Origin of the sequence: Sphingomonas sp. dw_22 (genome assembly GCF_018449795.1) — a bacterium.
Lineage (GTDB): Bacteria > Pseudomonadota > Alphaproteobacteria > Sphingomonadales > Sphingomonadaceae > Sphingomonas.
Map to the genome: position 1 here is coordinate 16,210 of NZ_JAAVVE010000028.1, position 24,757 is coordinate 40,966.

The window sequence follows — 24,757 nt, forward strand, 5'->3', positions numbered from 1 at the left end:
CGTCTGCCTTAGAACTTCACCTCCGCCGCAATGGTGAACGAGCGTCCGCGCGGATCGGCCACGCGCGGCTCCCACGAGCTGCCTGCGCCGGTATTGCCGTCATAGGTGATGGCGAAGGGCGGATCGGTGTCGAACAGGTTCCGGATGCCGGCGGTCAGCTTGTAGCCGGGGATGCCAGTATAGGCGACCGATGCGTTGTAGATCACATAGTCCTTCACATACTCGTTATAGTCCGGCCGTGTGATCGTGCCCGCGGCGATGCCGGGCAGCGCGAAGTTCTTGTAACCCTTACGGAAGATCTGGCTGAGCGACAGGCTGATGTCATTGTTCGTATAGCTCAGGAACGCATTGTGCTTCCACTTGACGCCCAGATCGCCGGCGAAGCTGAACACGCCGATCAGGCTCGGCCCATAGGGCGCGGACGGCGTCAGCTTCTCGCGCTTCTTCAGCAGCAGCGTGCCGTCCAGGCCCGCCGAGAACAGGCCGCCCAGCCCTTCGATGCCGCCGCGGGCCGAGAATTCGAGGCCCTGGGTCCGGCGCGAGCCGGCATTCACCCAGCGATTGTCGATGGTGGTGATTTCGTCGGTCGCCGGATCGCGGATGAAATTGTCCGGAAACAGCGCCGCATTCTCGATCAACTGGCGCAGCGTCAGCAACTGGATCGTGTTGTCGACCGAGATCGACCACCAATCGGCCGAGAAGCTGAAATTGTGCGCCGGCTGGATGACCACGCCCGCATTGAACTGCTTCGTCGTCTCCGGCCCTAGCTGGCCGTTACCGCCCGTCCAGATGTTTGGGCGAATGAAGGCGCAGGCCGGGTCGGTCGCATTGGGAACGCCGCCCGGGCACCGCACCGGATCGGCGAGGTCGCTTCCCGCATAGGGCGATTCGGTGATGCCGTTGAAGATCTGGTTGAACGACGGCACGCGGAAGCCGGTATTGTAGGATCCGCGGAACATGATCTGGTCGATCGGGTGGAACTTGATCGCAACCTTCGGATTGGTCGTCGAGCCGAAGCCGGTATAATCGTCGATGCGCACCGCGCCGGTGACTTCCAGGCCCGGCAGCAGCGGGACCAGCACCTCGGCATAGGCCGCCTTCACGTTACGATTCTTCGGAGTCAGCGCGTTGACGTTGTCGAACGCCGCCAGGAAGATGACGGGCGCCGTCGCCGCCGCGGCATCGGAGCCGTTGAACTCATAGGTCTCGCGCCGATAATCGATGCCGGCAGCGATCTGCACGTCGCCGCCCCAGATGTGGAACAGCGGACCCGACACCGATGCGTCGAACTGCTTCACTTCATAGCGGCCGCCATACAGCGTCGCGCCATAGGCCGAAACGGCATCGAGCGCGGCGAGGCCCTCGGGCGTCTGCTGCAGGCTGAACGGATTGATAAGGCCGGCGTTGAGCACCCCGAGCAGGCCGGGCTGCGTCGCGCCGGGCGCGGTGGGCGCACCCGGATCGGGCGCATTGGCCGCATTGGTGCCGCGATAATAATAGCCCGATCCCAGGACCGAAGAAGATTCGCTTCGCGCATAGGAAGCGCCGGCCCGATAGTCCCAGCCCTCCCACAGCGGACCTTCGAGGCCCAGGGCGGCGCGGAACGTCTTGGTCTCGGTCTGGTATTCGCGCGGGCCGCAGGCGTCGCAGCGCCAGCGATAGGCGATCGGCTTGCCGTAATTGGCCTGGATGCCCGCATTGGGGAACGCTGCGATCAGCGAGTTGTAGATCGCATTATAGGTCGGCGCCGTAAGCGCGTTCAGCGGATAGGCGACCGGCAGGTTGGTGGTGTTGCCGGAAACCTGGGCGTTCGAGAAGCTCTTGGCCGAATTGGCGTCCGATCCGGTGATTTCGAGCGACAGCTCGTGCTGGCCCGCGATCCGCACGACGCCGCGGCCATAATAGGTCAGCGTCTCGATCGGCTGCTGGATCACCGCCGCACGACCCGTATCCCACGAACAGGCATAGGCCGCGCCCGGCGCGTTCCAGAGCTGCTCGTCATAGGCCATGCCGCCGTCGATGCTGTCGCAACCGGCGCCGCCCGGAAGATCGAGCGTGTTGATGCCGCCGTCCGCGCGCACCGTGCTCCCCGGGATCAGCAGGTTCTCGAGCCGGTTACTGGGCGCTCCGGTCGTGGCGTTCGCCGCGGTGGTGCCGCCCAGCAGCGTCCCGTTCGGGAAGCCGCCGGTCGCATTGGGGTTCAGCGGGAACATCGTCGCGATCGGCGTGCCGCGCGTATCGATCGAAAGGCCGCGATTGGGCTGGTTGCCGTTGACGAAGCCGCGGTCCGAGCCGCGCAGGATCTGGTTCCAGCTATAGGCGACCGCGCCCATCACGTTGAAGCCGTCCTTGTCGAGATCGCCATACCCGGCGATGCCCGAAAGACGATAGATGTTGCCGCCGCCCGCTTCGGTGACGTCGGTGAAACCCTGGAGGCCCAGGCCCTGATAATCCTTCTTGGTGATGAAGTTGATCACGCCGCCGACCGCGTCGGTGCCGTAGATCGCCGACGCGCCGTCCTTCAGCACCTCGACACGCTCGATCGCCGCGAACGGGATCTGGTTGACGTCCACCGCCGATCCGGTGAGGCCGTGCGCCGCGACGCGGCGGCCGTTGAGCAGGACCAGCGTGGCCGCGCTGCCCTGGCCGCGCAGATTGGCGGCGGAAAGCCCGTTGGTGCCGCGCTGCGCGCCGCTGGTGACATCGGCGTTGGAGGCGAGATTGTCCGCGCCGCTGCCGTTGGTCGACAGGAACATCACGAGCTGCTCGGGGCTCGAAATGCCGTTGCGCGACAGCTCCTGCGTCGTGATCACCTGGAGCGGCAGCGCCGAATTGTTCGGATCCTGCTTGATGCGCGATCCGGTGACCAGGATCTCGTTGCTCTTCGCCTGGACTTCCTCCGGATCCGAGACCGGAACGGCGGCGCCGGTCGGCGTCGCGGCCTCCTGTGTGTCCTGGTCGGCCTGCGTCTGCGCGGCGGCAGGGGCCGCAACGGCGAGCCCGGCGAGCGCCGTGCCCGATACCAGCATCAATTTGAAAGACTTCGCAGCAAGCATGGTCATGGCCCCCAAGCGCCGCTCAACCCCAGAGCGGCCTGCGACATTAAGTAACAAGAATGTTGCGGTGCGCCATAGTATCTGTTGCACAATCCATAACGTCGCGGCATTTCCTGTCTTGGAATTGTCGCGAAACGTGGCGCGGGCGCAACACCGCGGGCTTTTCCGTCCATTTCCGGCCATTGACGTATCGCGCCGCACGGCCGAGCGTTGCGGAAATGCTGCCCCGGGGGACCGAAATTGCTGCACTCCTCGCATGAATCCGCGAGCCACACGCTTGGCTGACACGACTCCGCAAGCATCCGTCATCCGCCCCGGCCTGGGCCGCATGGCGCTGTATGTGCTGCTCGGCTTTTCGGCCGGCCTGCCCTTCTACATGTTCAACGCGGTGCTGCTGCTGCGGCTGGCGCGGCACGACGTCGATATCGTCACGGTCGGCTTCTTCGCCTGGGTGGCATTGCTGCCGACCTTCAAATTCGCCTGGGCGCCGCTGCTCGACAAGTACGACGTGCCCGGTTTCGGCCGCTTCTGGGGCAAGCGGCGCGGCTGGATCATGCTCTCGCAGCTCGGCATCTTCCTCTCGACCGTGGCGATGGCGTTCACGTCCGCGGATACCAATCTGCCGGTGACCGCGCTGTTCGCGGTGCTGCTCGCCTTCTGGACCACCACGCTCGAAGTCGCGGCCGACGCCTGGCGCATCGAGCTCGCTCCCACCGCCGAGCAGCAGGGGCCGCTGGTGGCCGCGAACCTGTGGGGCTATCGCAGCGCGATGGTGGCGGCCGGGAGCGGCGCGATCCTGATCGCCGCCGCCTGGGACTGGACGATCGCCTATCTCGTCATCGCGGCGGCCTCCTTCCTGCCTTTCCCGATCCTCGCGGCGATGCGCCCCGATCCCGGACGTGGCGGCGGGCGCAGCACGGCGCTCGCCACCGGGCTGATCGCCAGCACGCTGGTGCTCGGGGCGAGCCTGGCGGTCGCCGCGGCGGTCGGCTGGGCGCTGCTCGCGGCGATCGGCTCGATCGGAATGCGCAACCCCAGCGTGATGAGCTATTATGTGTTCGGGATCGCGCTGATACCGTTCATCGCGCTGGGCGCCGCGGTGCCGTGGATCGTCAAGCTGCCGGCGGACCATCCCCTGCTCAACACCGCGGCGCTGGCCCCGTACATCAATGTGGCCTGGCGATACGGCATCGTCATCATCCCGATCCTGCTGTTCGTCTCGGTCTACCGGATGGGCGACGTGATGGCGCTCACGCTCTCCCACCCGCTGTTCAACGCGCTCGGCTATGGCCTGACCCAGATCGGCGTGGCGGACGGGTTCGTCGCGCTCTTTTCGAGCATGTTGGGCGTGGCGCTGGGCGGCTGGCTGGCGGCCAAGGCGCCGATGGGCTGGGCATTGGCGATCGGCGCGGTGATGTCGGCGCTCTCCAACTGGATCTTCGCCTGGCTGGCGCACCAGGCGCCGGGCGGGCCGCTATGGTTCCACATCGGATCGTTGCCGGTGACGGCGGGCGACTTCGACCTCTATCTCGCCATGGCGGTCGACCAGTTCGGCCATGGCTTCGAAGGCGCGGTCTTCGTCGTCTATCTCTCGCTGCTGGTGAACCCGCGCTTCCCCGGCGCGCAATATGCCCTGCTGTCCGGGCTCGCCTTCCTGCTGCCCCGTCTGCTGGCGGGATTGTCCGGCGTATTCCAGAAGGCGATCGGCTATGACGGCTTCTTCCTCATGGCGGGAACGATGAGCCTCGCCGCGATCGTCTTCCTGCCGCTGATCCTCCGCGCCCGGCCGCGGCCCGACGACGCATCATGATCGACACGATCGACCCCGCATTCGCTCCCGCCGCCGCATCCGTGGCGGCGGGCCGCATCCCCGGCGCGACGCTCGGCGTGGTGAGCGCCGACGGCCGGCGCTGGGTCCGCCACATCGGCATGGCCGCGCTCGTCCCCGAAGCCGAGATGCTGACCGAGGACCATTGGTTCGACCTCGCCTCGGTCTCCAAGGTGATCGCGACCACGACGATCATCCTCCAGCTCGCCGACGAAGGCCGGCTCGACCTCGACCGGCCGCTGACCGACGCGATCCCCGACCTGCGCCAATACGACGTCGCCAACGCCGCCGAGCGCAAGCTGACCTTCCGCGACTGCCTGGCGCACCGCACCCATCTGCCCGCCGTCGAGCCGATCTACACCTATGGCGACGATCCGGACCGGCTCCGCGCCTTCGTCCTCCAGCGCGAATGGCGGCATGTCGAGCCGGTCTATTCGGACATCAACTTCATCCTGCTCGGCATCGCGATCGAGCGGATCACCGGCGAGCCGCTGTCCGACTGGCCGCTGGGACCGGGCCTGAGCTACGGCCCGCCGCCCGGCCCCGCCGTCGCCACCGAGCGCTGCATGTGGCGGGACCGCGTGCTCAAGGGCGAGGTGCATGATGAGAATTGCGCGGCGATGGGCGGCGAGACCGGCCATGCCGGGCTGTTCGGCACGGTGGCCGGGGTGCTGGGCTTCGCGCAGGGGCTGCTCGACGGCACCGGCGCCTCGCCGGCGATGCTCCAGGCGATCCGCACCCGCCAATACAGCCACCGCACCTGCGGCTGGGAACGCAAGTTCGCCGGCTGGTCTGGCGGGCAGGCCTGCTCCGATGAAACGATCGGCCATACCGGCTTCACCGGCACCGGGCTGTGGATCGATTTCGAGCGGGGCCTGGCCTGGACGCTGCTCACCAACCGGGTGCATCCGAGCCGGCATTTCGACAGCGGCATCTTCACGCTGCGGCCCGCGACCGGGGATGCGGTGATCGGAGCGTGGGACGCGGGCTGAGCGATTTCCCGGCTGTCGGTTGCCGGTTGACCAAGTTGACTCGCTGGCGGGGTGCGTTTCCTCTCTTCCCAGAGGGGTGCGCAGGGAAGCGCCGCTGCAACGCGACGGGGCGGCCACACCGACGCGACACCGATGCGCCGTTGGCGCTCCACGCACGCGGCATATACGCGACACCGACGCGCCCAGGCAGCGTCCCGGCCGGCTTCTATCCAAGGTTCAAAGAGCAACGCCATTGGCGGCGCGGCAGCCAAGCAGGTGAAATCCTACATTGCCAGCGGTTTCGCATGCGGATCTAAAATCCCTCTCCCCATCGGGGAGAGGGAGGGAGCCGACGAAGTCGGCGGAAGGGAGAGGGGCAGTGGGAGTGGCTACGACTGCCCCTCTCCCTTCCCACTCGCTGCGCGAGCGGGCCCCTTCCCTCTCCCCAATGGGGAGAGGGAGTTTCGCCCCTTCGCCGCGAGCCGCGCCTTAATTCTCCGCCGCGATCAGCTCCAGCGCAGCGTCCATCGCCCGGGTGGCGTTCACGTCTTCGGGCACATCATTGGCATAGGCCGAGAAGGTGAGCGTGCGCCCGCTCTTGCCGATCATATAGCCCGACAGGCCGTTGGTGGCGTTGAGCGTGCCCGTCTTGGCGAACAGCCTGCCCTCCAGCGGCGTGCCGCGGAAGCGGCGGGCGAGCGTGCCGTCGGCGCCGGCATTGGGCAGCGTGCCGCGCCATGCTGCACCCCAGGGCTGCGCAGCAATCCAGCGCAGGAACGTCACCACGCCGCGCGGGGCGACGCGGTTGTAGGTCGACATGCCCGAGCCGTCGGAGAAGTCATAGGCGCGGCGCGGGACGCCGGCGCCCGCCAGCATCGCCTCCACCACCGCGACGCCGTCGGCGATCGATCCGCTGCCCTGCTGCACGGCGACGCGGCGCAAGAACAGCTCGGCATGGAGATTCTGGCTGACCTTGTTGGTGAGCGTCAGATCCTCGATCAGCGGCGGGGGCGTGAGCCTGGCCAGCGGCTCGATCACGGGCGGACGCGCGGCCGGAGCGCCCTTGCGCACCTTGGGATCATCGGACGGCGACAAGGGCCGGTGCCGCGCCATCGCCTTGCCCGTCACGCGCACGCCGCGCGCCTCCAGCAGCGCCTTCAAGCGCCAGGCGGCATAATCGGCCGGATCGTCGATTCCGAAGCGCAGCTTCGCCGGCTCAGCACCCGCGGCGATCGTGCCCGTCAGCCGGATCGTGCGGCTAAGGGGCATGCGGTCGGCGGCGATCCCGGTTCTGCCCGATGCCACCGTGATGGCGCGGTTCTCGACCTCGAAATAGGGCAGCATGACGAGCTTCGGGGTCTCGCCCGCCGCGCCCGGGATCACCTGTGCGGCCAGCTCGTTGTCGTCGAGCGTCAGCGCCGAGATGCCGGTGCCCGAGCGCGTCGGGATGTTGTTCCAGCTCATCCCCGGGCTCCAGCGCTCGTCGGGGAAGAGCGTATCGTCGCCGATCACGTCGCGCACCACGCGCGTCTTCGCCGCCACCGCATCGGCCAAAGCGGCGAGGCAATCCACGGCGCAATCGTCGGCGCTCGACAAGCGCGCGTCGCCATGCCCCTCCAGCACCACGTCGCGCCCCTCGATCCGCACCGAGGCGCCGCCCACCGTGTCGGGCCGGTCGATGCCGGGCAGAGTCGCGAAGGCCGCCGCGGTGGTGAACATCTTGGTGTTCGACGCGGGAATGAAGCGCCCGTCGGGATTGACCGCGACGATCTCGCTGCCATCCTCGCCCGCCACGACCAGGCCGAAGCGGACGCCCGGCCCGGCCTCACCCAGCTTCGCCTCGACGCGGGCCTGCAGGCTGTCCTGCGCCGCCGCGGGCGTGGCGATAAGCAGCGCCGCCGCGAAAATGCTGCGCTTCATGCTGCGTCTTCCCCCCGGTAGACGGTCTCGTCCAATTCCCCTTCCCAGCGCGCGACGCAGGTGGCGACGGCCAGGTTCGCGCTGGCGCTGGGGACGGTGCGGGTCATGTCGAGCAGCCGATCGAACGGCAGCACGAAGCCGACGACCAGCGCGGTCTGTTCGGGGGCGATGCCGACCGCCGAGAGCACCGCGGCGAGCATGAACAGCGAGGCGGAGGGCACCGGCGCCGTGCCGAACGCGGCGAGCGCGCCGGTGAGCAGGACGACGCCATAGACCTGCGGCGTGAGCGGCGTGCCGAACGCCTGGAGCGCGAACATGCTGAGCAGGCCGACATACATCGCCGTGCCGTCCTTGCCGATGCTCGCGCCCAGCGGCAGCACGGTGGAGAATACCGGACGGCCGACGCCGAGATTCTGCTCGGCCACACGCATCGCCACCGGCAATGTCGCCGAACTGGAGGCGGTGGAGAAAGCGACGACCAGCGCATCGACGATGCCGCGGAAGAAGGGCAGCAGCGGCAGGCGCGCGAGCAGCCGGAGCATCAGGCTGTGCACCACGACGATCTGGATCGCCGAGCCCAGCACCACCGCCAGCGCCAGCCAGCCGACATGGACGAACACCGCCGTCCCGTTCGCCGCCACGGCATTGGCGATCAGCGCGAACACGCCGAACGGCGTCGCCTCCATGACGATGCCGACGACCTTGAGCAGCACCGCCGAGATGGATTGCAGCACGGCTGTGAAGGGCTTGCCCGCCTCGCCCGCGATCACCGTGCCGCAGCCGAGCAGGATCGCGACGAAGATCAGCGCGAGCATGTCGCCCTTGGCGAGCGCATCGACGATGTTGAGGGGGATGATGCCGATCAGCTGGTCATAGGGGGTGACCGGGGTGCCCAGCGCGTGCGGCGCGGCGGTGCCGAGCGGGGCGCCGATGCCGGGGCGGATCAGCGCCGCCACCAGCATGCCGACCGAGACGGCGATCGCGGTGGTGAGGGCGAACAGCCCGATCGTCCGCCCGCCCAGCCCGCCCAGGCGCCTGGGATCGGCGAGCGAGGTGATGCCCGACGCGATCGTCACCAGCACGATCGGCGCGACCAGCATCCGGATCGCGCGGACGAACAGGTCGCCGAGGAACTGGACGTGCGGCGTGGCCGAGGGCCAGACCAGCGCGAAGACCAGGCCCAGCGCCAGCGCGCCGAGGACGCGCTTCCACAGCGCCGTCGCGAACCAGGCCTTCAGCAAGATGTACTCCCCTCTCTGCAAGGGAGGGGCTGGGGGTGGGTGCGCGGCGTCAGCCGCGCCCCCGCAGTCGAAGCGAAACCGAGGCATCGAGCCTCGGCTCCGCTAGACCCACCCCTTGATCCCCTCCCTTGCAGGGAGGGGAGAAATAGGAAGCCATGCGCCCGATGTATCAATGGCAGCTTCCGGGCGTGGGGGCATGCGCGAGCGCGCGGCCGCCGGCCTTGCCGGTGAGCGCGCCCTTGTCGACCGCGACCACGCCGTTGACCACCACGGTCTGCACCCCGGCGGCGAGCAGGGTCGGCTGCTCGTAAGTGGCGCGCGCGGCATAGGTCTTGGGATCGAACACGACCAGATCGGCGAACGCGCCCTGCTTCAGATGCCCGCGCCCCTTCAGCCCGAACCAGTCCGCCGGAAACGCCGAGCTGCGCTCGATGAATTCGCGCAGCGTCAGGACGTGATCGGCGACGACGTACTTCGAATATTTGCGCGCGAAGGTGCCATAGACGCGCGGATGGCCGCCCGATGCGTCGGAGCCGGTCATCACCCAAGGCTGCTTCATGAAGGCGGCGATGTCGTCCTCGCTCTGGTTGAACGAGACGACGCCCGGATCGCCGATGCGGATCACGGCGATCGCGGCGGTCACGGCATCCTCGCCGCGCGCCTGCATCACCTGGGCGAGCGTCTGGTTGGCATATTGCCCCTCGACGATCAGCAGCTTCTCCGCGCCGCCGCGCTTGCGCAGATTCTCGACGATGCCGGCGCGCAGCTTCTCCGCCAGCGCGGGATCGTCGAAGCGCTTGAGCAGCGCCGGGCGGCCGCCGTCCTGCGCCCAGAGCGGCATCAGCGAGGCGACCAGGCTCGTGCCCGAGGCCGACCAGGGATATTGATCGGCGGTGACGTTCTGGCCCGCGGCGCGCGCGGCCTCCACCTTGGCGATGATCTGGGGCGCCATGCCCTGCACATCGACGCCGAGCGCCTTGATATGGCTGATATGCGAAGGCAGCCCGCCGTCGCGGCCGATGCGGATCGCCTCGTCGATCGCCGCCGCGAGGCCGACGGTGTAGGAGGATTCGTCGCGGATATGGCTGTCATAGACGCCGCCGCGCCTGCCCGCTTCCCTGGCGAGTTCGATCACTTCCTCGGTCTTCGAGAAGCTCTGTGGCGCGTAGAAGAGTCCGGTCGAGAGGCCGAGCGCGCCCTGGCACATCGCGTCCGCGACCAGCGCCTTCTCGCGCGCCAGTTCCTCGGGCGTGGGCGCGCGATCGGCCTCGCCGACGACCTTCTCGCGCACTGCGCCGAAGCCGACATAGGCGGCATAGTTGATCCCCACCGGCTTCGTCGCCGCGGTGCCGAGTATTTTCGCCACATCGGGCGTGCCGCCGCCGTCATTGCCGATGAAGGCGGTCGTCACGCCCTGCATCAGGAAGGCGGGGATCAGCCGCTTCGCCGGATCGTCCGAGGCGAGATCCTCGCCCATATGGGTGTGCGGATCGATGAAGCCGGGGGCGACGATCATGCCCTTGGCGTCGATCACCCGCGCCGCGGTGACGTTCGCATGGGGGCCGACCGAGACGATATGGTCGCCCGAGATCGCGACATCGCCGACGAACGGCGCGTCCGAGCCGGTGTAGATCGTGCCGCCGCGGATCAGCAGGTCGACCTTTTGCGGCGCGGGCGGCGATGCCGCGCCCAGCGTGAAAGCCGCAATCCCGAGCAGCAGCGCGACCTTCATGGCGATCCCCAAAATCCCTTTGCCGGCGGCAACATATAGCCGTGCTCGTCGCGCACCCCGCCGGCGCGATCCTCCGCGAGCCAGATCGGACCGTCAAGGTCGATGAAGTCGGACATGCGCGCGATGTGCAGCGCCGGGGCGATCGACAGCGACGTGCTGATCATGCAGCCGGTCATCAGCCCCAGCCCGCGCGCCCGCGCCGCCTGCGCCAGCTCCAGCCCGGCGGTGAGCCCGCCCGACTTGTCGAGCTTGACGTTGACCACCTGGTAGCGCGCGGCGACGCGATCGAGATCGGCCGCGACATGCACCGATTCGTCGGCGCAGATCGGCACTTCGGGCACGAAGCCCTCCAGCCAGGCATCGTCGGCGGCGGGCACCGGCTGCTCTAGCAGCGACACCCGGCACGCGACCAGCACGCGCTGCATCGCCTCGACCATCCGCCGGTCCCAGCTCTCGTTGGGATCAACGATCAGCGCCGCATCGGGCGCCGCCGATCGCACCGCGGCGATCTGGGCATCGGGCAAGGTCGCATCGACCTTGACCTTGATGAGCGGCGCACCGGCGATGCGGCGGGCGGCGGCGCCCATCATCATCGGCGTGTCGATGCCGATGGTGAGCGCGCTCGCCAGCCGCTCGGGCTCCGGCGCGCCGATCAGCGCGGCGACCGACTTTCCGGCGATGCGCGATTCGAGATCCCAGAGCGCGCAATCGACCGCATTGCGCGCGGCGCCCGGCGGCAGCAGCCGCAGCAGTTCCTCGCACCCCGCGCCGCCCTCGATCGCGCCCCGGACGCCTTCGATCGCCGCCAGCGTCGTCTCGACGCTTTCGCCGTAGCGCGGATAGGGCACGCCCTCGCCGCGCCCGATGACGCCGTCCGCCGCCACCGTCACCGTCACCACATCCGCCTGGGTCTTGACCCCACGCGAGATGCGGAACGGGCGGCTCAGCGCGAAGCAGTCGTGCTGCGCGCTGAAGAGTCTAAGCATAGCAGCTCGTCGAGGATCGGATCGACGCCGAAGGCGATCGGATCGGTGCAGGGAAGGCCCAGCTCGTCGGCGATGGCGGCGCAGAGCCGCTCCGCCTCGGCCGGCGCGAGCCGCGAGGTGTTGAGGCATACGCCGACCGCGCGCACCTCCGGGCTGGTCAGCCGCGCGACCTGGAGATTGGCGGCCAGGCATTCGGCGAGGCCGGGCAGCCCCCGGCCGGGGATGCCGCGCATATGGCTGCGCACCGGATCGTGGCACAGCACGAGCGCCTCGGGCTGGGCGCCGTGGAGCAGCCCGGTCGAGACGCCGGCGAAGCTGGGGTGGAACAGCGATCCCTGCCCCTCGATCACATCCCAGCCGCCGTCGTGGCGCGCGGGGGTGAGCATCTCGATCCCGCCGGAGATGAAATCGGCGACCACCGCGTCGATCGGCACGCCGTCGCCCGCGATCAGGATGCCGGTCTGGCCGGTCGCGCGGAAATCGGCCTTGATCCCGCGCGCGCGCAGGCCCCGGGCGAGCGCCAGCGTGGTGTACATCTTGCCGACCGAGCAATCGGTGCCGACGGTGAGCAGGCGGTGGCCGGCGCGGCGATTGCCGTTGCCCACCACCATGTCGGCCGGCGGCTCGCGCACGTCGAACAGCGTCAGCTCCTTCTCCGCGGCCAGCGCCGCCAGCCGCGGCACGTCGCGCAGCCGCTGGTGCAGCCCGGCGGCGACATTCATCCCCGCCTCCAGCGCGGCGGCGGCATCGTCGACCAGATCGCCGCCCAGCATCCCGCCCGAATTGGCGATGCCGAGCACGATCGTCTTCGCCCCCGCCGCCGCGCCTTCGGCGATCGTCAGGCGGGGCAGGCCGAGGGTGAGCGGGCTGTCGTCGTGGCGGAACTCGCCCACGCAATCGTCGCGGCGGAACTCGGCGAGTCCACGCGAGGTCTTGATGCCGGCGAAATCGGTGCTGTGGCCGAGGTAAAGCAGATAAGGAGCAGGTATCATCACGGTAACGCTATCGTCCGCCGGCCCCGACCGCGCATAGCAATCGGCCCGCCCGGCATAGCCAGCCGTTATGGCGCGTCAATGACCTGGGCGAGCGTCTTGAGGAAATCGGTGGCAAGCGCGGTGGGCGGCCGATTGAGCAGGAACATCGCATGGACGTCGAACGTCACCTGCGGCTTGAGCGGCCGGATCGAGAGGCCGGGCGCCATCGAAGCCTCGGCGGTGAAGCTGTCGACCACCGTCAGCCCCACGCCCTGCCGCACCAAAGCGGTGGCGATATAGAAGGTGCGGGCCGATACGACTTCGTCCAGCACGATCTCGGCGCGCTCCAGCTCCTGGGTGAAGAGCTGGCCGATCGGGCCGCTCGCGACCACGCTGATGAACTTGTGGTCGCGCAGCCGCTGGAGCTCGATGCGCGGCGGCGCGTCCGGCATGTCCTCCTCGCGATAGAGCACCACCAGCTCGCCCTCGCCCAGCCAGCGATGGCCCACCGGCGCGGCATGCGGCACCTCATAGGCGATCGCGATATCGGTCTCGCGCTCGTAGAGCTTGCGCAGCAGATCGTCGTGATGGACGGTCTGGAGATCGAACTTCACGCTTTCATGGCTGCGCAGGAACTGGGCCACCGCAGTCGGCAGCGCATCGAGCGCGATCGAGGGCAGCGCCGAGACGCGCAGCATATGGCCGCTGCCGCGCCGCAGATTGCGGCTCGCCTCGCGAAGCGCATGGACCTTGTCCTGGATCTCGCTGACTTCGGTGAACAGCGTATGCGCGTCGTCGGTGGGCACCAGCCGGCCGTTGGTGCGCTGGAAGAGCTGGAAGCCGAGCAGCGATTCGGCATGGCGCAGCATCTTCGAGACCGAGGGCTGCGAGACGTTGAGCGCCCGCGCCGCGCCGCTCACCGATCCGTTGACATAGACCGCGTGGAAGATTTCGATATGCCGTAGGTTCATGGGACCATAGCCTAGGGTTCGCTTGCGCGTGCTGTCCACCCCGACCTAGGTTTCGCGTCATGCTGTTCACCGCCCTGCTGCTCGCCGCCACGCCACACCCGATCGCAAGCGTGCGCATCGCCTTCGACCGCAAGGGCGAGACTTCGATCCGCCAGCAGGGCGTGGCCGATCTCTCCACCGGGCGCGCCGTCATGGCCGACGATCCGGTGCGCGTCGCTTCGATCTCGAAGCTCGTCACATCGATCGCGGTGCTGCGGCTGGTGGAGCAGCACCGGCTCGATCTCGATGCCGACGTCTCGCAATATCTGGGCTGGAAGCTGCGCAACCCCGCCTTTCCGGACGCGCCGATCACGCTGCGGCTGCTGCTCTCGCACCGATCGAGCCTGACCGACACGATCGACTATGTCCTGCCGCTCGATGCCGATATGCGCAGCGTGCTGACCGATCCCAAGGCCTGGGACGCCGCCCACGCGCCGGGAAGCTGGTTCCGCTACACCAATTTCAACTTCCCGGTGATCGCCGCGGTGATGGAGAAGGCGACGGGCGAGCGCTTCGACCGGCTGATGGACCGGCTGGTGCTGCGGCCGCTGAAGATCGACGCCTGCTATAATTGGGCGAGCTGCGACGCGAAGACCGCCGCGCATGCGGTGACGCTCTATCGCGACGGCCAGCCGGTGAAGGACGATCATCGCGGCGCGGCGCCGCCCTGTTCCGTGACGCCCGCCACCGACGGGAGCTGCGATCTCGCCAAGTGGCGCGCCGGCGCCAACGGGGCGATCTTCGCGCCGCAGGGCGGCCTGCGCATCTCGATGCACGGGCTGGCGAAGATCGGACGGCTGCTGCTCGGCGGCGGCACGGTGGACGGCGTGCGGCTGTTCGGCCCGCGCACGATGGCGCTGCTGGAGCGGCCGCTCTGGACCTATGACGGCAGCAACGGCGACACGATCCACGGCTTCTATTGCAGCTACGGCCTGGCGATCACCTTCCTCCCGACGCCCGGCCAGGGCTGCCGCGACGATCCGTTCGGCGACGGCACGCGCCGCATCGGCCATGCCGGCGAAGCCTATGGCCTGCGCTCGGGGCTGTGGGTGGATCGCGCGGCCGGCACCGGCGTCGTCTATTTCGCGACCGATGTGGCCGATGCGCCGGGCGCCCGCTCGGCCTTCACCCCCACGGAGGAACGGCTCGCCCGGCCCTGAGCCTTACCGGTTGACCACAGCCACGCGAATATGGCACTCGGCGCGCGGCTAGCGGGTATAGCACAATGGTAGTGCAGCAGCCTTCCAAGCTGAATACACGGGTTCGATTCCCGTTACCCGCTCCAATTTTTGCAGTAGCGAACCCGTGATTCTTTGTTGGCGCTCCGCCCTGAAGGGCTACGCGCACGGTTCGATTCCCGTTACCCGCTCCAATTTTTGCAGTAGCGAACCCATGATTCTTTGTTGGCGCTCCGCCCTGAAGGGCTACGCGCACGGTTCGATTCCCGTTACCCGCTCAAGCCTCTCGCTATGAAAACCGACACCCTCCCGCTCGCACTCTATGTGCATTGGCCGTTCTGCGTGTCGAAATGCCCCTATTGCGACTTCAACAGCCATGTCCGCGAGCAGGTGGACCAGGATGCCTGGCGCGCGGCGCTGCTCGCCGATCTGGCGCATGAGGCGGCGCTGCTGCCCGGGCGGCGGCTGGGATCGATCTTCTTCGGCGGCGGCACGCCTTCGCTGATGCCGCCCGGGACGGTCGCCGCGCTGATCGAGGCGGCGGGGCGGCACTGGGATTTCGAGCCCGATATCGAGATCACGCTGGAGGCCAATCCCTCCTCGGTCGAGGCCGCGCGCTTCGCCGATCTGGCGGCGGCGGGGGTGAACCGCGTCTCGCTCGGCCTCCAGGCGCTGGACGACGAGGCGCTCCGCTTCCTCGGCCGCGCGCACGGCGTGGACGAAGGGCTCGCGGCGCTGGAGACGGCGCAAAAGGCGTTCGGCCGCGTCAGCTTCGACCTGATCTATGCCCGGCCCGGCCAGTCGCTCGCTTCGTGGGAAGCGGAGCTGGCCCGCGCGATCGGCTTCGGCACCGAGCATCTCTCGCTCTACCAGCTCACCATCGAGCCCGGCACGCGATTCGCCACGCTGGCGGCGCAGGGCGCGCTGACGATCCCCGACAGCGACACCGCCGCGGACCTGTTCGAAGCGACTCGCGCGATCGCCGCCGACGCCGGGCTGCCGGCCTATGAGATATCCAACCATGCGCGGCCGGGCGCGGAGAGCCGGCACAACCTGACCTATTGGCGCTATGGCGATTATGCGGGCGTCGGCCCCGGCGCGCATGGCCGGCGCGGCGGACTGGCGACGGTCCGCCACAAGAAGCCCGAGAACTGGATGGCGGCGATCGGACGCAAGGCCAACGGCCTCCAGATCGAGGACGCGCTCACCCCGCACAACCGCGCGACCGAGGGGCTGGTGATGGGCCTGCGCCTGCGCGAAGGCGTGGACCTGACGCGCATCGCCGACCTTGCCGGCGGCACCGCGCCGGTGGACGATCTCGCGATCGGGCAGCTCATCCGCCAGGGCCTGATGGCGCGCGAGGGCGACCGCCTGCGCGCCACCGAGGCGGGAATGCCCGTGCTGGAGGCGATCCTGCGCGAGATCGTGCTCGATTAGGTTTTATGGACATTCAGCCCTATCTCCCCTCTCCCCTTGAGGGGAGAGGGTTGCGCAGACTATGGTCGCGCACTTGCGCGGCCATAGTCGGAGCTGGGTGAGGGGTGGGGGGCTGCAAAGCAGCCGCGCGGAGCTGCGCTCCGCTCTACCCCTCTCCAAGCTGCGCTAGGCAGCACGCTGCCAAGCTTCGCTATCCTCTCCCCTATCAAGGGGAGAGGAAATGACAGGATGAATGTCGATCCGTCCTAGTATCTGGTGGAACGCCCACGATACTAAGCCCCGGCCTTCGCCGGGGTGGGACTTCCGCTCCAGGTGCCGCCCCGCCGATCGGAACTGTCACGCAGTTACGCTAGTTGGCACCGATCCGATCCAAGAAGGAGCGCCGATATGCGTCTGCCCCTGATACCCCCCGCCGAGCTCAGCCCCGAGCAGAAACCGCTCTATGACGAGATGCGCAAGGGGATCGCCAGCAACTTCAACGCCTTCAAGGTGGAGCGCGAGGACGGCGCGCTGATGGGGCCGTGGAACCCGTGGCTGCACGAGCCGCGCATCGGCAAGGCGATCTGGGATCTGACGCTGGCGATGACCGCCGAGGCGAGCCTGCCCGACAATGTCCGCCAGATCGCAATCCTGGTCGTGGGGGCGCGGTTCGATGCGGCCTATGAGATCTACGCGCATATCGCCGTCGCCGAGAAGGAGGGCATGAAGCCCGAGCGGCTGGCCACCCTGGTCGCCGATCTCAAGCCCGTCGACCTGAGCCCGGAAGAGAATATCGCGTTCGACCTCGCCTATACGCTGGTGCGCGGCGGCGTGCTGCCCGAGCCGGTCTATCGGCTCGCGGTCGAGACGTTCGGCCAGCACGGCACCAACGAGCTCATCTATCTGGTCGGGCTCTACGCGCTCGTCTCGACCACGCTCAACGGGTTCAACGTGCCGGTGCCGGAACGCGACTGACCGCTCACTCTACGTTGGCGGGTGCGGGAGAGACGGTCACCACCGTGCCGCCACGGATCTCCTGCACTTCGAGTGCGCGATCGGCGACGCCGTCGCGGCCGAAGCGGAACGCGCCGTCGACGCCGCCGAAGCCGCGATCGCTGAGCCGCTGCGCCGGGAAATCCTCGCCCGGCTTCCATTCGCGCGCGATGCGGACGGTGAGGAGCACCGAATCATAGCCCAGCGTCGAAAGCCGATAGGGCGCCGCGCCGAAGCGCGCCCGGTATTTGGTCGCATATTGGCGGTAGAAAGTGTCGGGCACGCTGGCGAACCAGGCACCGTTCAGCACCGCCTTGGCGCCGATTCCCGAATCGGTGTTCCACAATTCGGTGCCGAGCACGCGCGCGGTCTTGCCGCTGGCGGTCTTGCGCACCGCGGGCAGCGCCGCGACCGCGCTGCCACTGCTGCCGGCGATCAGGATCGCCTGATAGGGCACCCGGCCGAGCTTCGTGATCGCGCCGGCCAGCGAGCCCGGGCGGCCATCGAACGTCTCGAGCGCGAGCACCTTGCCGCCGGCCCCCTCCACCGTGCGCAGGAACGAAGTCGAGGCGCGCTCGCCATAGACGCCGGTGGGGATCAGGCCGGCGAACTGGCTGATGCCGTTGGTGCGGGCATAGGCGACGACGCGCTCGATCGACTGGGTGGGCGAATAGCCGAGCAGGAAGGTGCCGCCCCCCGCCGCGCTGACATCGTTGGAGAAGCTCAGCACCGGCACATGCGCCTTGCGCGCGATCGGCGCCACGACGCGGGCATCTTCGGCCAGCAGCGGCCCCAGGATCAGCTTGTTGCCCTCGGCCACCGCCTGCTGCGCCGCCGCCGCCGCGCCGCCGGGCATGGTGGTGTCATAGGTGGTGATGCGGATCGCATCGGTGCCGGTATCGAGGATCGCGAGCTGAGTCGCGTTCTGGAGCGACTTGCCGACGCCGGCATTGGCGCCGGTGAGCGGCACCAGCAACGCGATGCGGTGGCGCTCGATATCCTGGGGCAGGCCGGGCTGGATCACCACCGGCCGCTCGGCCGGGCGCTCGGCCACGGGGGGCTTCTCCGCCTCGGGAATCACCCGGGGTCCGGTGGAGCATGCGGCGATGAACAGGGCCGCGCCGACCACCGCCCAGCGCAGGCGGGCGAAAAGCCCGTGTTGCCGTATCCCTTTGGCGTCTGCCATGACTCTCCCCGATGAAACCTGTTCTAGCGCCCGGCCTCTATATCGTCGCCACCCCGATCGGCAATCTCGGCGATCTTTCCCCGCGCGCATCCGAAATACTCTCGGGCGCCGATGTGGTTGCAGTTGAAGACAGCCGTGTGACGGCGGGATTGCTGCGGCATATCGGCGTGAAGCGGCCGATGCTGCCCTATCACGACCATAACGCCGATGCCGTGCGGCCCGGGCTGATCGCGCGGATGGCGAGGGAGGCGGTGGCTTTGGTCTCCGACGCGGGGACGCCCTTGATCTCCGATCCGGGCTACAAGCTGGTCCGCGACGCGCGGGCGGCGGGGCATCTGGTGGTGACGATCCCCGGCCCCTGCGCGGCGATCGCGGCGCTGACGCTGGCCGGGTTGCCCACGGATCGCTTCCTGTTTCTCGGCTTCCTGCCTTCGAAGCAGCATGCCAGGGCCGAGGCGATCGCCGAGATCGCGTCGGTGCGGGCGACTCTGGTGCTCTACGAATCGGGTCCGCGCCTTGCCGCCTGCCTGGGCGCACTGGCCGAGGGGCTTGGCGACCGCGAGGCGGGAGTCGCGCGCGAGATCACCAAGAAGTTCGAGGAATGCGTGACCGGCACGCTTTCCGCGCTTGCCGCGCGCTATGCCGATGCGCCGCCCAGGGGCGAGATCGTCATCATCGTCGCCCCGCCCGGCGAGGCCCCGCCTGCGTCCGCCGAGGAGGCGGATATGGCGCTGGCCGAGGCGCTCACGCGGTTGCCCGCTTCGAAGGCGGCGGGCGAGGTGGCGAAGCGGCTGGGGCTGGACCGGAGGGAACTCTACGCCCGGGCGATGGCGATGAAGGACAGAATAAGCCCCTCCCTTGAAGGGGAGGGGCTTTAACATGGCACGCGACCGCCGCGCCGCCGAGCTTCGCGGGCGTGACGGCGAGCGGCGTGCGGCCTGGTGGCTTTGGCTGCGCGGCTGGCAGATCCTCGATCGCCGCGTCCGCACGCCTGCCGGGGAGGTCGACCTGGTCGTCCGCAAGGGCAACCTGATCGCCTTTGTCGAGGTGAAGACCCGCCGCACCGCCGCCGAGCTGGATTTCGCGATCGACCAGTTCCGCCTCTCGCGCGTCGCCGCCGCGGCCGAGGTGCTGATGCCGCGCTATGCCGGGCCGGGCGATGACATCCGTGTCGACGTGATCCTCATTGCCCCCAAGACGCTCCCTCGCCATATCGAGAACGCCTGGATAGGGTGACTTAGCCGAATAAGTCACCTAGAGGCGTCAAAAGGAGGCCGAATGTCGCTCACCGTCGCCGTGCAGATGGACCCGTTGGACGCGATCAACATCGCCGGCGATTCGACCTTCGCGCTGATGCTCTCGGCGCAAGCGCGCGGCCATCGGCTGTTCCATTATACGCCCGAAGACCTGAACTATCGCGACGGCCGCGTCTGGACGCGGGCGCATCCGGTCACCGTCCAGCGCGTGCCGGGCAACCATTTCCATTTCGAGGCGCCGGTGAAGCTCGATCTCGGCAATGAGGCCGATGTGGTGTTGATGCGCCAGGATCCGCCCTTCGACCTGGGCTATATCACCGCCACCCACCTGCTGGAGCGGATCTCGGACAAGACGCTCGTGGTCAACGATCCCGCCAACGTCCGCAACGCGCCCGAGAAGGTGTTCGTCCTCGATTATGCGCAGTTCATGCCGCCGACGCTTGTCACGCGCAGCCTGGAGGAAGCGCGTGAATTCCTGGCCGAACATGGCGAGATCGTCGTCAAGCCGCTCCACGGAAACGGCGGCAAGGCGATCTTCAAGGTCGGCAGCGACGGCGCCAACCTCTCCGCGCTGATCGAGGTGTTCAACACCGCCTATCGCGAGCCGCACATGATCCAGGCGTTCCTCCCCTCGGTGGCGGCAGGCGACAAGCGGATCGTGCTGGTGGACGGCGAGATCGCCGGCGCGATCAACCGCATTCCCGGCGAAGGCGAGATCCGATCCAACCTGGCGGTCGGCGGATCGGCGGCCAAGACCGAGCTGACGCCCCGCGAGCTGGAAATCTGCGCGCTGCTCGGCCCCGAGCTCAAGCGGCGCGGGCTGCTGTTCGTGGGGATCGACGTGATCGGCGGCGAATGGCTGACCGAGATCAACGTGACCTCCCCCACCGGCATCGTCGCGATCGACCGGTTCAACGGCACCGATACCGCCGCGATGATCTGGGACGCGATCGAGCGCCGCGTCGCCGCCCGCGCAGGCTGAGCGCCGCGCATGACCAACTGGCTCGACTGGGGCTATTTCGGCATCTTCCTGCTGATGGTGCTGGAGAACGTCATCCCGCCCGTCCCTTCCGAGCTCATCATGAGCGTGGCGGGCATCGCCGCCGGACAGGGCAGAATGAGCTTCCCGCTGCTCGTGCTGGTGGGCACCTTGGGTTGCGCGGTCGGCAATCTCTTCTGGTACGAGGTCGGGCGTCGCTACGGCTATGAGCGGCTCAGGCCCGCCGTCGATCGCTGGGGCCGCTGGCTGACGCTCGAATGGGAGGATGTCGAGAAGCTGCGCCGCTTCTTCCATCGCTGGGGCGGCATCACCGTGTTCATCTTCCGCTTCATGCCGATCGGACGCACGGTGATCTCGATCCCCGCCGGCCTGCTCCGGATGCCCTTCTGGCGCTTCCTGATCTACACCACCCTGGGCAGCGCGGTGTGGAACACGATCCTGGTCGGCGTCGGCTATTGGCTGGGGACCAATTTCGAGACGGTCGACCATTGGATCGCCCCGGTGGTGACGGCGGTCGTGGCGCTGGCCGTGCTGGCCTATCTGTGGCGCGTGCTCACCTGGAAATCGCGCCACCGGACGGACGAAACGCGCTAAGCGCGCGGATGCGCGTTGCGATAGACGTCGAGCAGGTGCGCAGCATCCACCGCGGTATAGATCTGGGTCGAGCTGAGGCTCGCATGGCCCAGCAATTCCTGGAGCGCGCGCAGATCGGCGCCCCGGCCCAGCAAATGCGTCGCGAAGCTGTGGCGCAGCGCATGCGGGGTGGTCCGCTCGGGCAGCCCCAGCGCGGTCCGCGCCGAGCGCACCGCCTTGCGGATCATTCCCGGCGGCAGCGGGCCGCCCTTGGCGCCGCGAAACAGCGGCGCCTCGGAAGAGACGCCATAGGGGCACGCCTTGGCATAGGCTTCGATCGCCTCGCGCACCTGGGGCAGCAGCGGCACGATGCGCGTCTTGTCGCGCTTGCCGGTGACGCGCAGCGTCTCGCCCAGCGGCAGCACCGCGCCGGCAAGCGCCACCGCCTCGCCGATGCGCAGCCCGGCGCCATAGAGCAGCAGCAGCACCGCCCAGTCGCGCGCGGCGATCCAAGGCTCGCTCGCCTCGTCCGAAGCCCATTCGGCCAGCGCCACCGCCTCGCGCGGGGCGATCGGGCGCGGCACGCCCTTCTTGACCTTCGGGCCGCGCAGCCGGGGCAGGTCCGCGGCATCGCCCACCGCGAACTTCAGGAACCCGCGCACCGCCGAAAGCTCGCGCGCGGCGGAGGCGTTGCCGAGGCCATCGTTGCGGCGGTGGGCGAGGAACGCGCGCAGATCGGCCGCGCTTACCTTCGCCAGCGCCTCGGGCGTCACCGCCCTGCCCCAATGGCCCTGCAGGAAGGCCACCAATCGCTCGGCCGTCGCACCGTAAGCCCGCACGGTATGCGCCGATCGCCGCCGGTCGCGGGCGAGATGCTGGGCGTAGAGGAGGGGGAGCGGGTATGGCATTGCGATACCCTATCAATTCCTCCCCGGTACGGGGAGGAATTAGAGAATCAGCCGATCTTCTGGCCGGTCTTGGCCCAATCGGCGAGGAAGCCCTCGATGCCCTTGTCGGTCAGCGGATGCTTTACGAGCTGGCGGATCACGGCGGGCGGGGCGGTCATGATGTCGGCGCCGATCTTCGCGGCCTCCAGCACATGGATCGGGTGGCGCACGCTGGCGACCAGGATCTCGGTGCCGAAATCATAATTGTCATAGATCGTGCGGATGTCCTCGATCAGCTCCATCCCGTCGAAGCCGTTGTCGTCGTGCCGGCCGACGAACGGCGAGACGAAGGTCGCGCCCGCCTTGGCCGCGAGCAGCGCCTGGTTCGCCGAGAAGCACAGCGTGACGTTGACCATCGTGCCGTCGTCGGTCAGCGCCTTGCAGGTCTTGAGGCCATCGATCGTCAGCGGCACCTTGACCGCGACATTGTCGGCGATCTTCCGGATGATCTCGGCTTCCTTCATCATCGTCGGATAGTCGAGCGCGACGACTTCGGCCGAGACAGGGCCGTCGACGATCTGGCAGATCTCGGCGACCACCTCCAGGAAATCGCGGCCCGCCTTGTGGATCAGCGACGGGTTGGTGGTGACGCCGTCGAGCAGGCCGGTCTCGGCCAGGTCGCGGATGTCGGCGGTGTCGGCGGTGTCGGCGAAGAACTTCATGGAAACGGCCCTTTCGGCGCTGAGCTGCGGTTGTCGCGCGCCTAGCCGAGCGCGCCGGATCGGGCAACGGCGGGATGGGTCCGCGGCGCCTCATTCCCGTTACCCCGGCCGAAGTGCCGGGGTCCACCGTGCGGCCGGGGTGACGAAGGATGTCAGCGCTCCCCCGCCACCAGCATCAGCTTGACGCGCGGCGCCTGCAACTGGCGCACCTCCACTCGATAGGTGCCCGGCTTCAGCCGGTAGCGGATGACCTTGCGGATCGTCGAACAGGCCGGCCCGCGGCTCTCCGACGCCATTTTCAACGCCTTGCCGCGTCCCTGGTAGAGATCGACCCAGCCGTCCTGGTCCACCGCGATGCCGAACACCCCGGCCTTGCGGATGCGCACATTGGTCGCCGCCGCCTTGTCGCGTCCCGCCGCCAGCGTCACCGCGCGGCCGGTATCGAGCGTGCGCCCCAGCCGCATCCAGCCGGCGAGCGGGCGCGGCAGCGCGGTGTCATAGATGCGGCACGGGGCCGCCATCGTCAGTGCAAGCGCGGTCAGGAACATGTGCGGCCTCCCCGGTTGGTCGCCATTGTTCTACTTTCGTTCCAACCCCGAAACAAGCCTCATCCGGATTGTGACAATCGAACGCCGAAAGTGTACGGGGCGCCGCCATGCGCGCGCTTCTCGCCCTTCCGCTCCTGTTCGCGCCGCTGCCGGCGCTCGCCCAGCGCACCGACGAACAGCTCTGGCTGGCCGTCAATGCCTCCACCGCGATCGGCGACCGGGAGCGGCTGACGCTCGAATCGATCGGCCGGTTCAGCGATCGCGCCGGCGGCTTCGCCCATTCCGAGTTCGGCGTGCTGGGCAGCGTGACGATTGCCAAGGGCGTCGAGATCGCCGCGGGCTATCGCCATGTCGAGGATTGGGACCAGGGCCGCGCCCTGCCCAATGAGGAGAGGCTGCGCCAGATGGTGACGGTGACGCTCGGCAACCTCCTTACAAGGCTCCGCGTCGAGCAGCGCTTCAACAGCAGCGGCCCCGCGATCGGCGTCCGCGTCCGTCCGCTGCTGCGCTTCACCCTGCCGCTCGCCACCAAGGGACCGGCGCTGTTCGCGCAGCACGAGAGCTTCCTCAACGTCAACGATACGCGCTGGGGCCAGCGCTCGGGCTATGAGCGGATGCGCAACCAGGCGGGCGTCACCGTGCCGCTGGCGAAGCAGCTCTCCGCCGATATCGCCTATCTCAACCAGTATCGCTTCGGCCGCGACGGCGCGCGCGACCAGATGGACCATGCCGCCGTGCTGAGCCTGTCGCTCAACCTGTGACGCTCATTCGCCGCTGACGAGCATCACCTTGGCCCTGGGCTGGGCAAGGCCGGTCACATAGAGGCGGTACAGCCCCGGATCGAGCTTGAAGCGCACGATCTTGCGAATCGTCGAGCATTCGGGGCCGTGGCCGTGCGCGACCGACGCCAGCGCCGTGCCGCCCGCCGCACCCGGCAGCACGTCGATCCAGCCGGGCTGGTCGAGCGCCACGCCATAGGTGCCGGCGGTCGCGATCCGGAAGGCGATCGTCGCCGCCTTGCCGGGCTTGGTGCCCGCGGGCACGCCCTTGAGCGTCGCGGCATCGACCGTGTCGAGCGAGACCGCCTTGTCGGGCGTGAATTCGTCGCCGGGCGCGGTCCAGCCCGTCAGCGACGCGGGCAGCGCGGCGTCGGCCGCCTTGCAGGCGGTGGTCTGGGCCGCCGGGGCGGCCTGGGCGAAGAGCAGGGCAGCGAAGAGCAACATGGCGAGCCTCCTGAAACGTACAACGCGCGATACGGGATTCCCGTTCGCGGCGGAATC

Annotated in this window: 22 protein-coding genes and 1 tRNA gene; 11 read left to right on the plus strand and 12 right to left on the minus strand. The window is 68.5% G+C overall.

The features are described 5' to 3' along the window. Nucleotides 1-8 precede the first annotated feature (8 nt). A complete protein-coding gene (locus tag HB724_RS12965) occupies nucleotides 9-3,029 on the minus strand; it encodes a TonB-dependent receptor (RefSeq protein ID WP_213981366.1) in 3,021 nt (1,006 codons plus the stop codon). 304 nt (nucleotides 3,030-3,333) lie between these two features. Here HB724_RS12965 and HB724_RS12970 point away from each other — a divergent pair, with 304 nt between their 5' ends. Then, nucleotides 3,334-4,866 (plus strand): permease, encoded by a 1,533-nt coding sequence (locus HB724_RS12970; RefSeq protein ID WP_256731498.1) that lies wholly within the window; start codon nucleotides 3,334-3,336, stop codon nucleotides 4,864-4,866. Beyond that, entirely contained in the window at nucleotides 4,863-5,876 is a 1,014-nt protein-coding gene (locus HB724_RS12975) for a serine hydrolase domain-containing protein (protein ID WP_213981367.1), read from the plus strand. The genes HB724_RS12970 and HB724_RS12975 overlap by 4 nt, the downstream gene beginning before the upstream one ends. 468 nt (nucleotides 5,877-6,344) lie before the next feature. On the opposite strand, the gene dacB is transcribed toward HB724_RS12975, so the two are convergent. The 6 genes from dacB to HB724_RS13005 form a co-directional block, all read right to left on the minus strand. Then, entirely contained in the window at nucleotides 6,345-7,775 is a 1,431-nt protein-coding gene (gene dacB / locus HB724_RS12980) for a D-alanyl-D-alanine carboxypeptidase/D-alanyl-D-alanine-endopeptidase (protein ID WP_213981368.1), read from the minus strand. Beyond that, complete coding sequence (locus HB724_RS12985) at nucleotides 7,772-9,016, minus strand: dicarboxylate/amino acid:cation symporter (RefSeq protein ID WP_256731499.1); 1,245 nt, start codon at nucleotides 9,014-9,016, stop codon at nucleotides 7,772-7,774. The genes dacB and HB724_RS12985 overlap by 4 nt, the downstream gene beginning before the upstream one ends. Before the next feature lie 169 nt (nucleotides 9,017-9,185). Next, nucleotides 9,186-10,748, minus strand: coding sequence for an amidohydrolase family protein (locus HB724_RS12990; protein ID WP_213981370.1), 1,563 nt, complete (start codon nucleotides 10,746-10,748; stop codon nucleotides 9,186-9,188). After that, on the minus strand, nucleotides 10,745-11,734 hold the full coding sequence (gene dgcA / locus HB724_RS12995) for an N-acetyl-D-Glu racemase DgcA (protein WP_213981371.1): 990 nt from the start codon (nucleotides 11,732-11,734) through the stop codon (nucleotides 10,745-10,747). Before dgcA ends, HB724_RS12990 begins: the two co-directional genes overlap by 4 nt. Beyond that, nucleotides 11,692-12,726: an N-acetyltransferase DgcN gene (dgcN, locus tag HB724_RS13000; protein ID WP_213981372.1), complete on the minus strand. Its 1,035-nt coding sequence runs from the start codon at nucleotides 12,724-12,726 to the stop codon at nucleotides 11,692-11,694. Before dgcN ends, dgcA begins: the two co-directional genes overlap by 43 nt. A 68-nt stretch (nucleotides 12,727-12,794) precedes the next feature. Further along, nucleotides 12,795-13,679, minus strand: coding sequence for a LysR substrate-binding domain-containing protein (locus tag HB724_RS13005; protein WP_213981373.1), 885 nt, complete (start codon nucleotides 13,677-13,679; stop codon nucleotides 12,795-12,797). A gap of 59 nt (nucleotides 13,680-13,738) precedes the next feature. Between HB724_RS13005 and HB724_RS13010 the strand changes: the two genes are divergently transcribed. The 4 genes from HB724_RS13010 (at nucleotide 13,739) to HB724_RS13025 (ending at nucleotide 17,287) form a co-directional block, all read left to right on the plus strand. Beyond that, on the plus strand, nucleotides 13,739-14,878 hold the full coding sequence (locus HB724_RS13010) for a serine hydrolase domain-containing protein (protein ID WP_213981374.1): 1,140 nt from the start codon (nucleotides 13,739-13,741) through the stop codon (nucleotides 14,876-14,878). A gap of 51 nt (nucleotides 14,879-14,929) precedes the next feature. Continuing rightward, nucleotides 14,930-15,003: transfer RNA gene (locus tag HB724_RS13015), tRNA-Gly, on the plus strand. Nucleotides 15,004-15,187: 184 nt separating this feature from the next. Continuing rightward, nucleotides 15,188-16,333 (plus strand): radical SAM family heme chaperone HemW, encoded by a 1,146-nt coding sequence (gene hemW, locus HB724_RS13020; protein WP_213981375.1) that lies wholly within the window; start codon nucleotides 15,188-15,190, stop codon nucleotides 16,331-16,333. A 387-nt stretch (nucleotides 16,334-16,720) separates the two neighbouring features. Continuing rightward, nucleotides 16,721-17,287, plus strand: coding sequence for a carboxymuconolactone decarboxylase family protein (locus HB724_RS13025; protein WP_213981376.1), 567 nt, complete (start codon nucleotides 16,721-16,723; stop codon nucleotides 17,285-17,287). A 4-nt stretch (nucleotides 17,288-17,291) separates the two neighbouring features. On the opposite strand, the gene HB724_RS13030 is transcribed toward HB724_RS13025, so the two are convergent. Beyond that, on the minus strand, nucleotides 17,292-18,491 hold the full coding sequence (locus tag HB724_RS13030; RefSeq protein WP_213981377.1) for a penicillin-binding protein activator: 1,200 nt from the start codon (nucleotides 18,489-18,491) through the stop codon (nucleotides 17,292-17,294). 11 nt (nucleotides 18,492-18,502) lie between these two features. Here HB724_RS13030 and rsmI point away from each other — a divergent pair, with 11 nt between their 5' ends. The 4 genes from rsmI to HB724_RS13050 are packed head-to-tail and all read left to right on the plus strand — an operon-like array spanning nucleotide 18,503 to nucleotide 21,341. Further along, nucleotides 18,503-19,369, plus strand: a complete 867-nt coding sequence (gene rsmI, locus HB724_RS13035; protein ID WP_213981378.1) for a 16S rRNA (cytidine(1402)-2'-O)-methyltransferase — start codon at nucleotides 18,503-18,505, stop codon at nucleotides 19,367-19,369. Between the two features lies 1 nt (nucleotide 19,370). Continuing rightward, on the plus strand, nucleotides 19,371-19,727 hold the full coding sequence (locus tag HB724_RS13040; RefSeq protein WP_213981379.1) for a YraN family protein: 357 nt from the start codon (nucleotides 19,371-19,373) through the stop codon (nucleotides 19,725-19,727). A gap of 42 nt (nucleotides 19,728-19,769) precedes the next feature. Next, a complete protein-coding gene (gene gshB / locus HB724_RS13045; protein ID WP_213981380.1) occupies nucleotides 19,770-20,729 on the plus strand; it encodes a glutathione synthase in 960 nt (319 codons plus the stop codon). Nucleotides 20,730-20,738: 9 nt separating this feature from the next. Continuing rightward, complete coding sequence (locus tag HB724_RS13050; RefSeq protein ID WP_213981381.1) at nucleotides 20,739-21,341, plus strand: DedA family protein; 603 nt, start codon at nucleotides 20,739-20,741, stop codon at nucleotides 21,339-21,341. Here the strand turns inward: HB724_RS13050 and HB724_RS13055 are convergent. From HB724_RS13055 to HB724_RS13065, 3 genes are all read right to left on the minus strand, one after another. Continuing rightward, nucleotides 21,338-22,228, minus strand: coding sequence for a tyrosine recombinase XerC (locus HB724_RS13055; protein WP_213981382.1), 891 nt, complete (start codon nucleotides 22,226-22,228; stop codon nucleotides 21,338-21,340). The two genes, HB724_RS13050 and HB724_RS13055, sit on opposite strands and share 4 nt — an antisense overlap. Before the next feature lie 47 nt (nucleotides 22,229-22,275). Continuing rightward, a complete protein-coding gene (gene fsa, locus HB724_RS13060) occupies nucleotides 22,276-22,929 on the minus strand; it encodes a fructose-6-phosphate aldolase (RefSeq protein ID WP_213981383.1) in 654 nt (217 codons plus the stop codon). A gap of 152 nt (nucleotides 22,930-23,081) precedes the next feature. Further along, nucleotides 23,082-23,477, minus strand: coding sequence for a hypothetical protein (locus HB724_RS13065; RefSeq protein ID WP_256731500.1), 396 nt, complete (start codon nucleotides 23,475-23,477; stop codon nucleotides 23,082-23,084). A gap of 107 nt (nucleotides 23,478-23,584) precedes the next feature. Between HB724_RS13065 and HB724_RS13070 the strand changes: the two genes are divergently transcribed. Continuing rightward, the gene (locus HB724_RS13070) at nucleotides 23,585-24,238 is read left to right on the plus strand and encodes a DUF2490 domain-containing protein (RefSeq protein ID WP_213981384.1); all 654 of its coding nucleotides are present in this window, start codon (nucleotides 23,585-23,587) and stop codon (nucleotides 24,236-24,238) included. A 3-nt stretch (nucleotides 24,239-24,241) separates the two neighbouring features. Here HB724_RS13070 and HB724_RS13075 read toward each other — a convergent pair whose 3' ends face one another. Further along, nucleotides 24,242-24,700: a hypothetical protein gene (locus HB724_RS13075; protein ID WP_213981385.1), complete on the minus strand. Its 459-nt coding sequence runs from the start codon at nucleotides 24,698-24,700 to the stop codon at nucleotides 24,242-24,244. Between the last annotated feature and the right edge of the window lie 57 nt (nucleotides 24,701-24,757).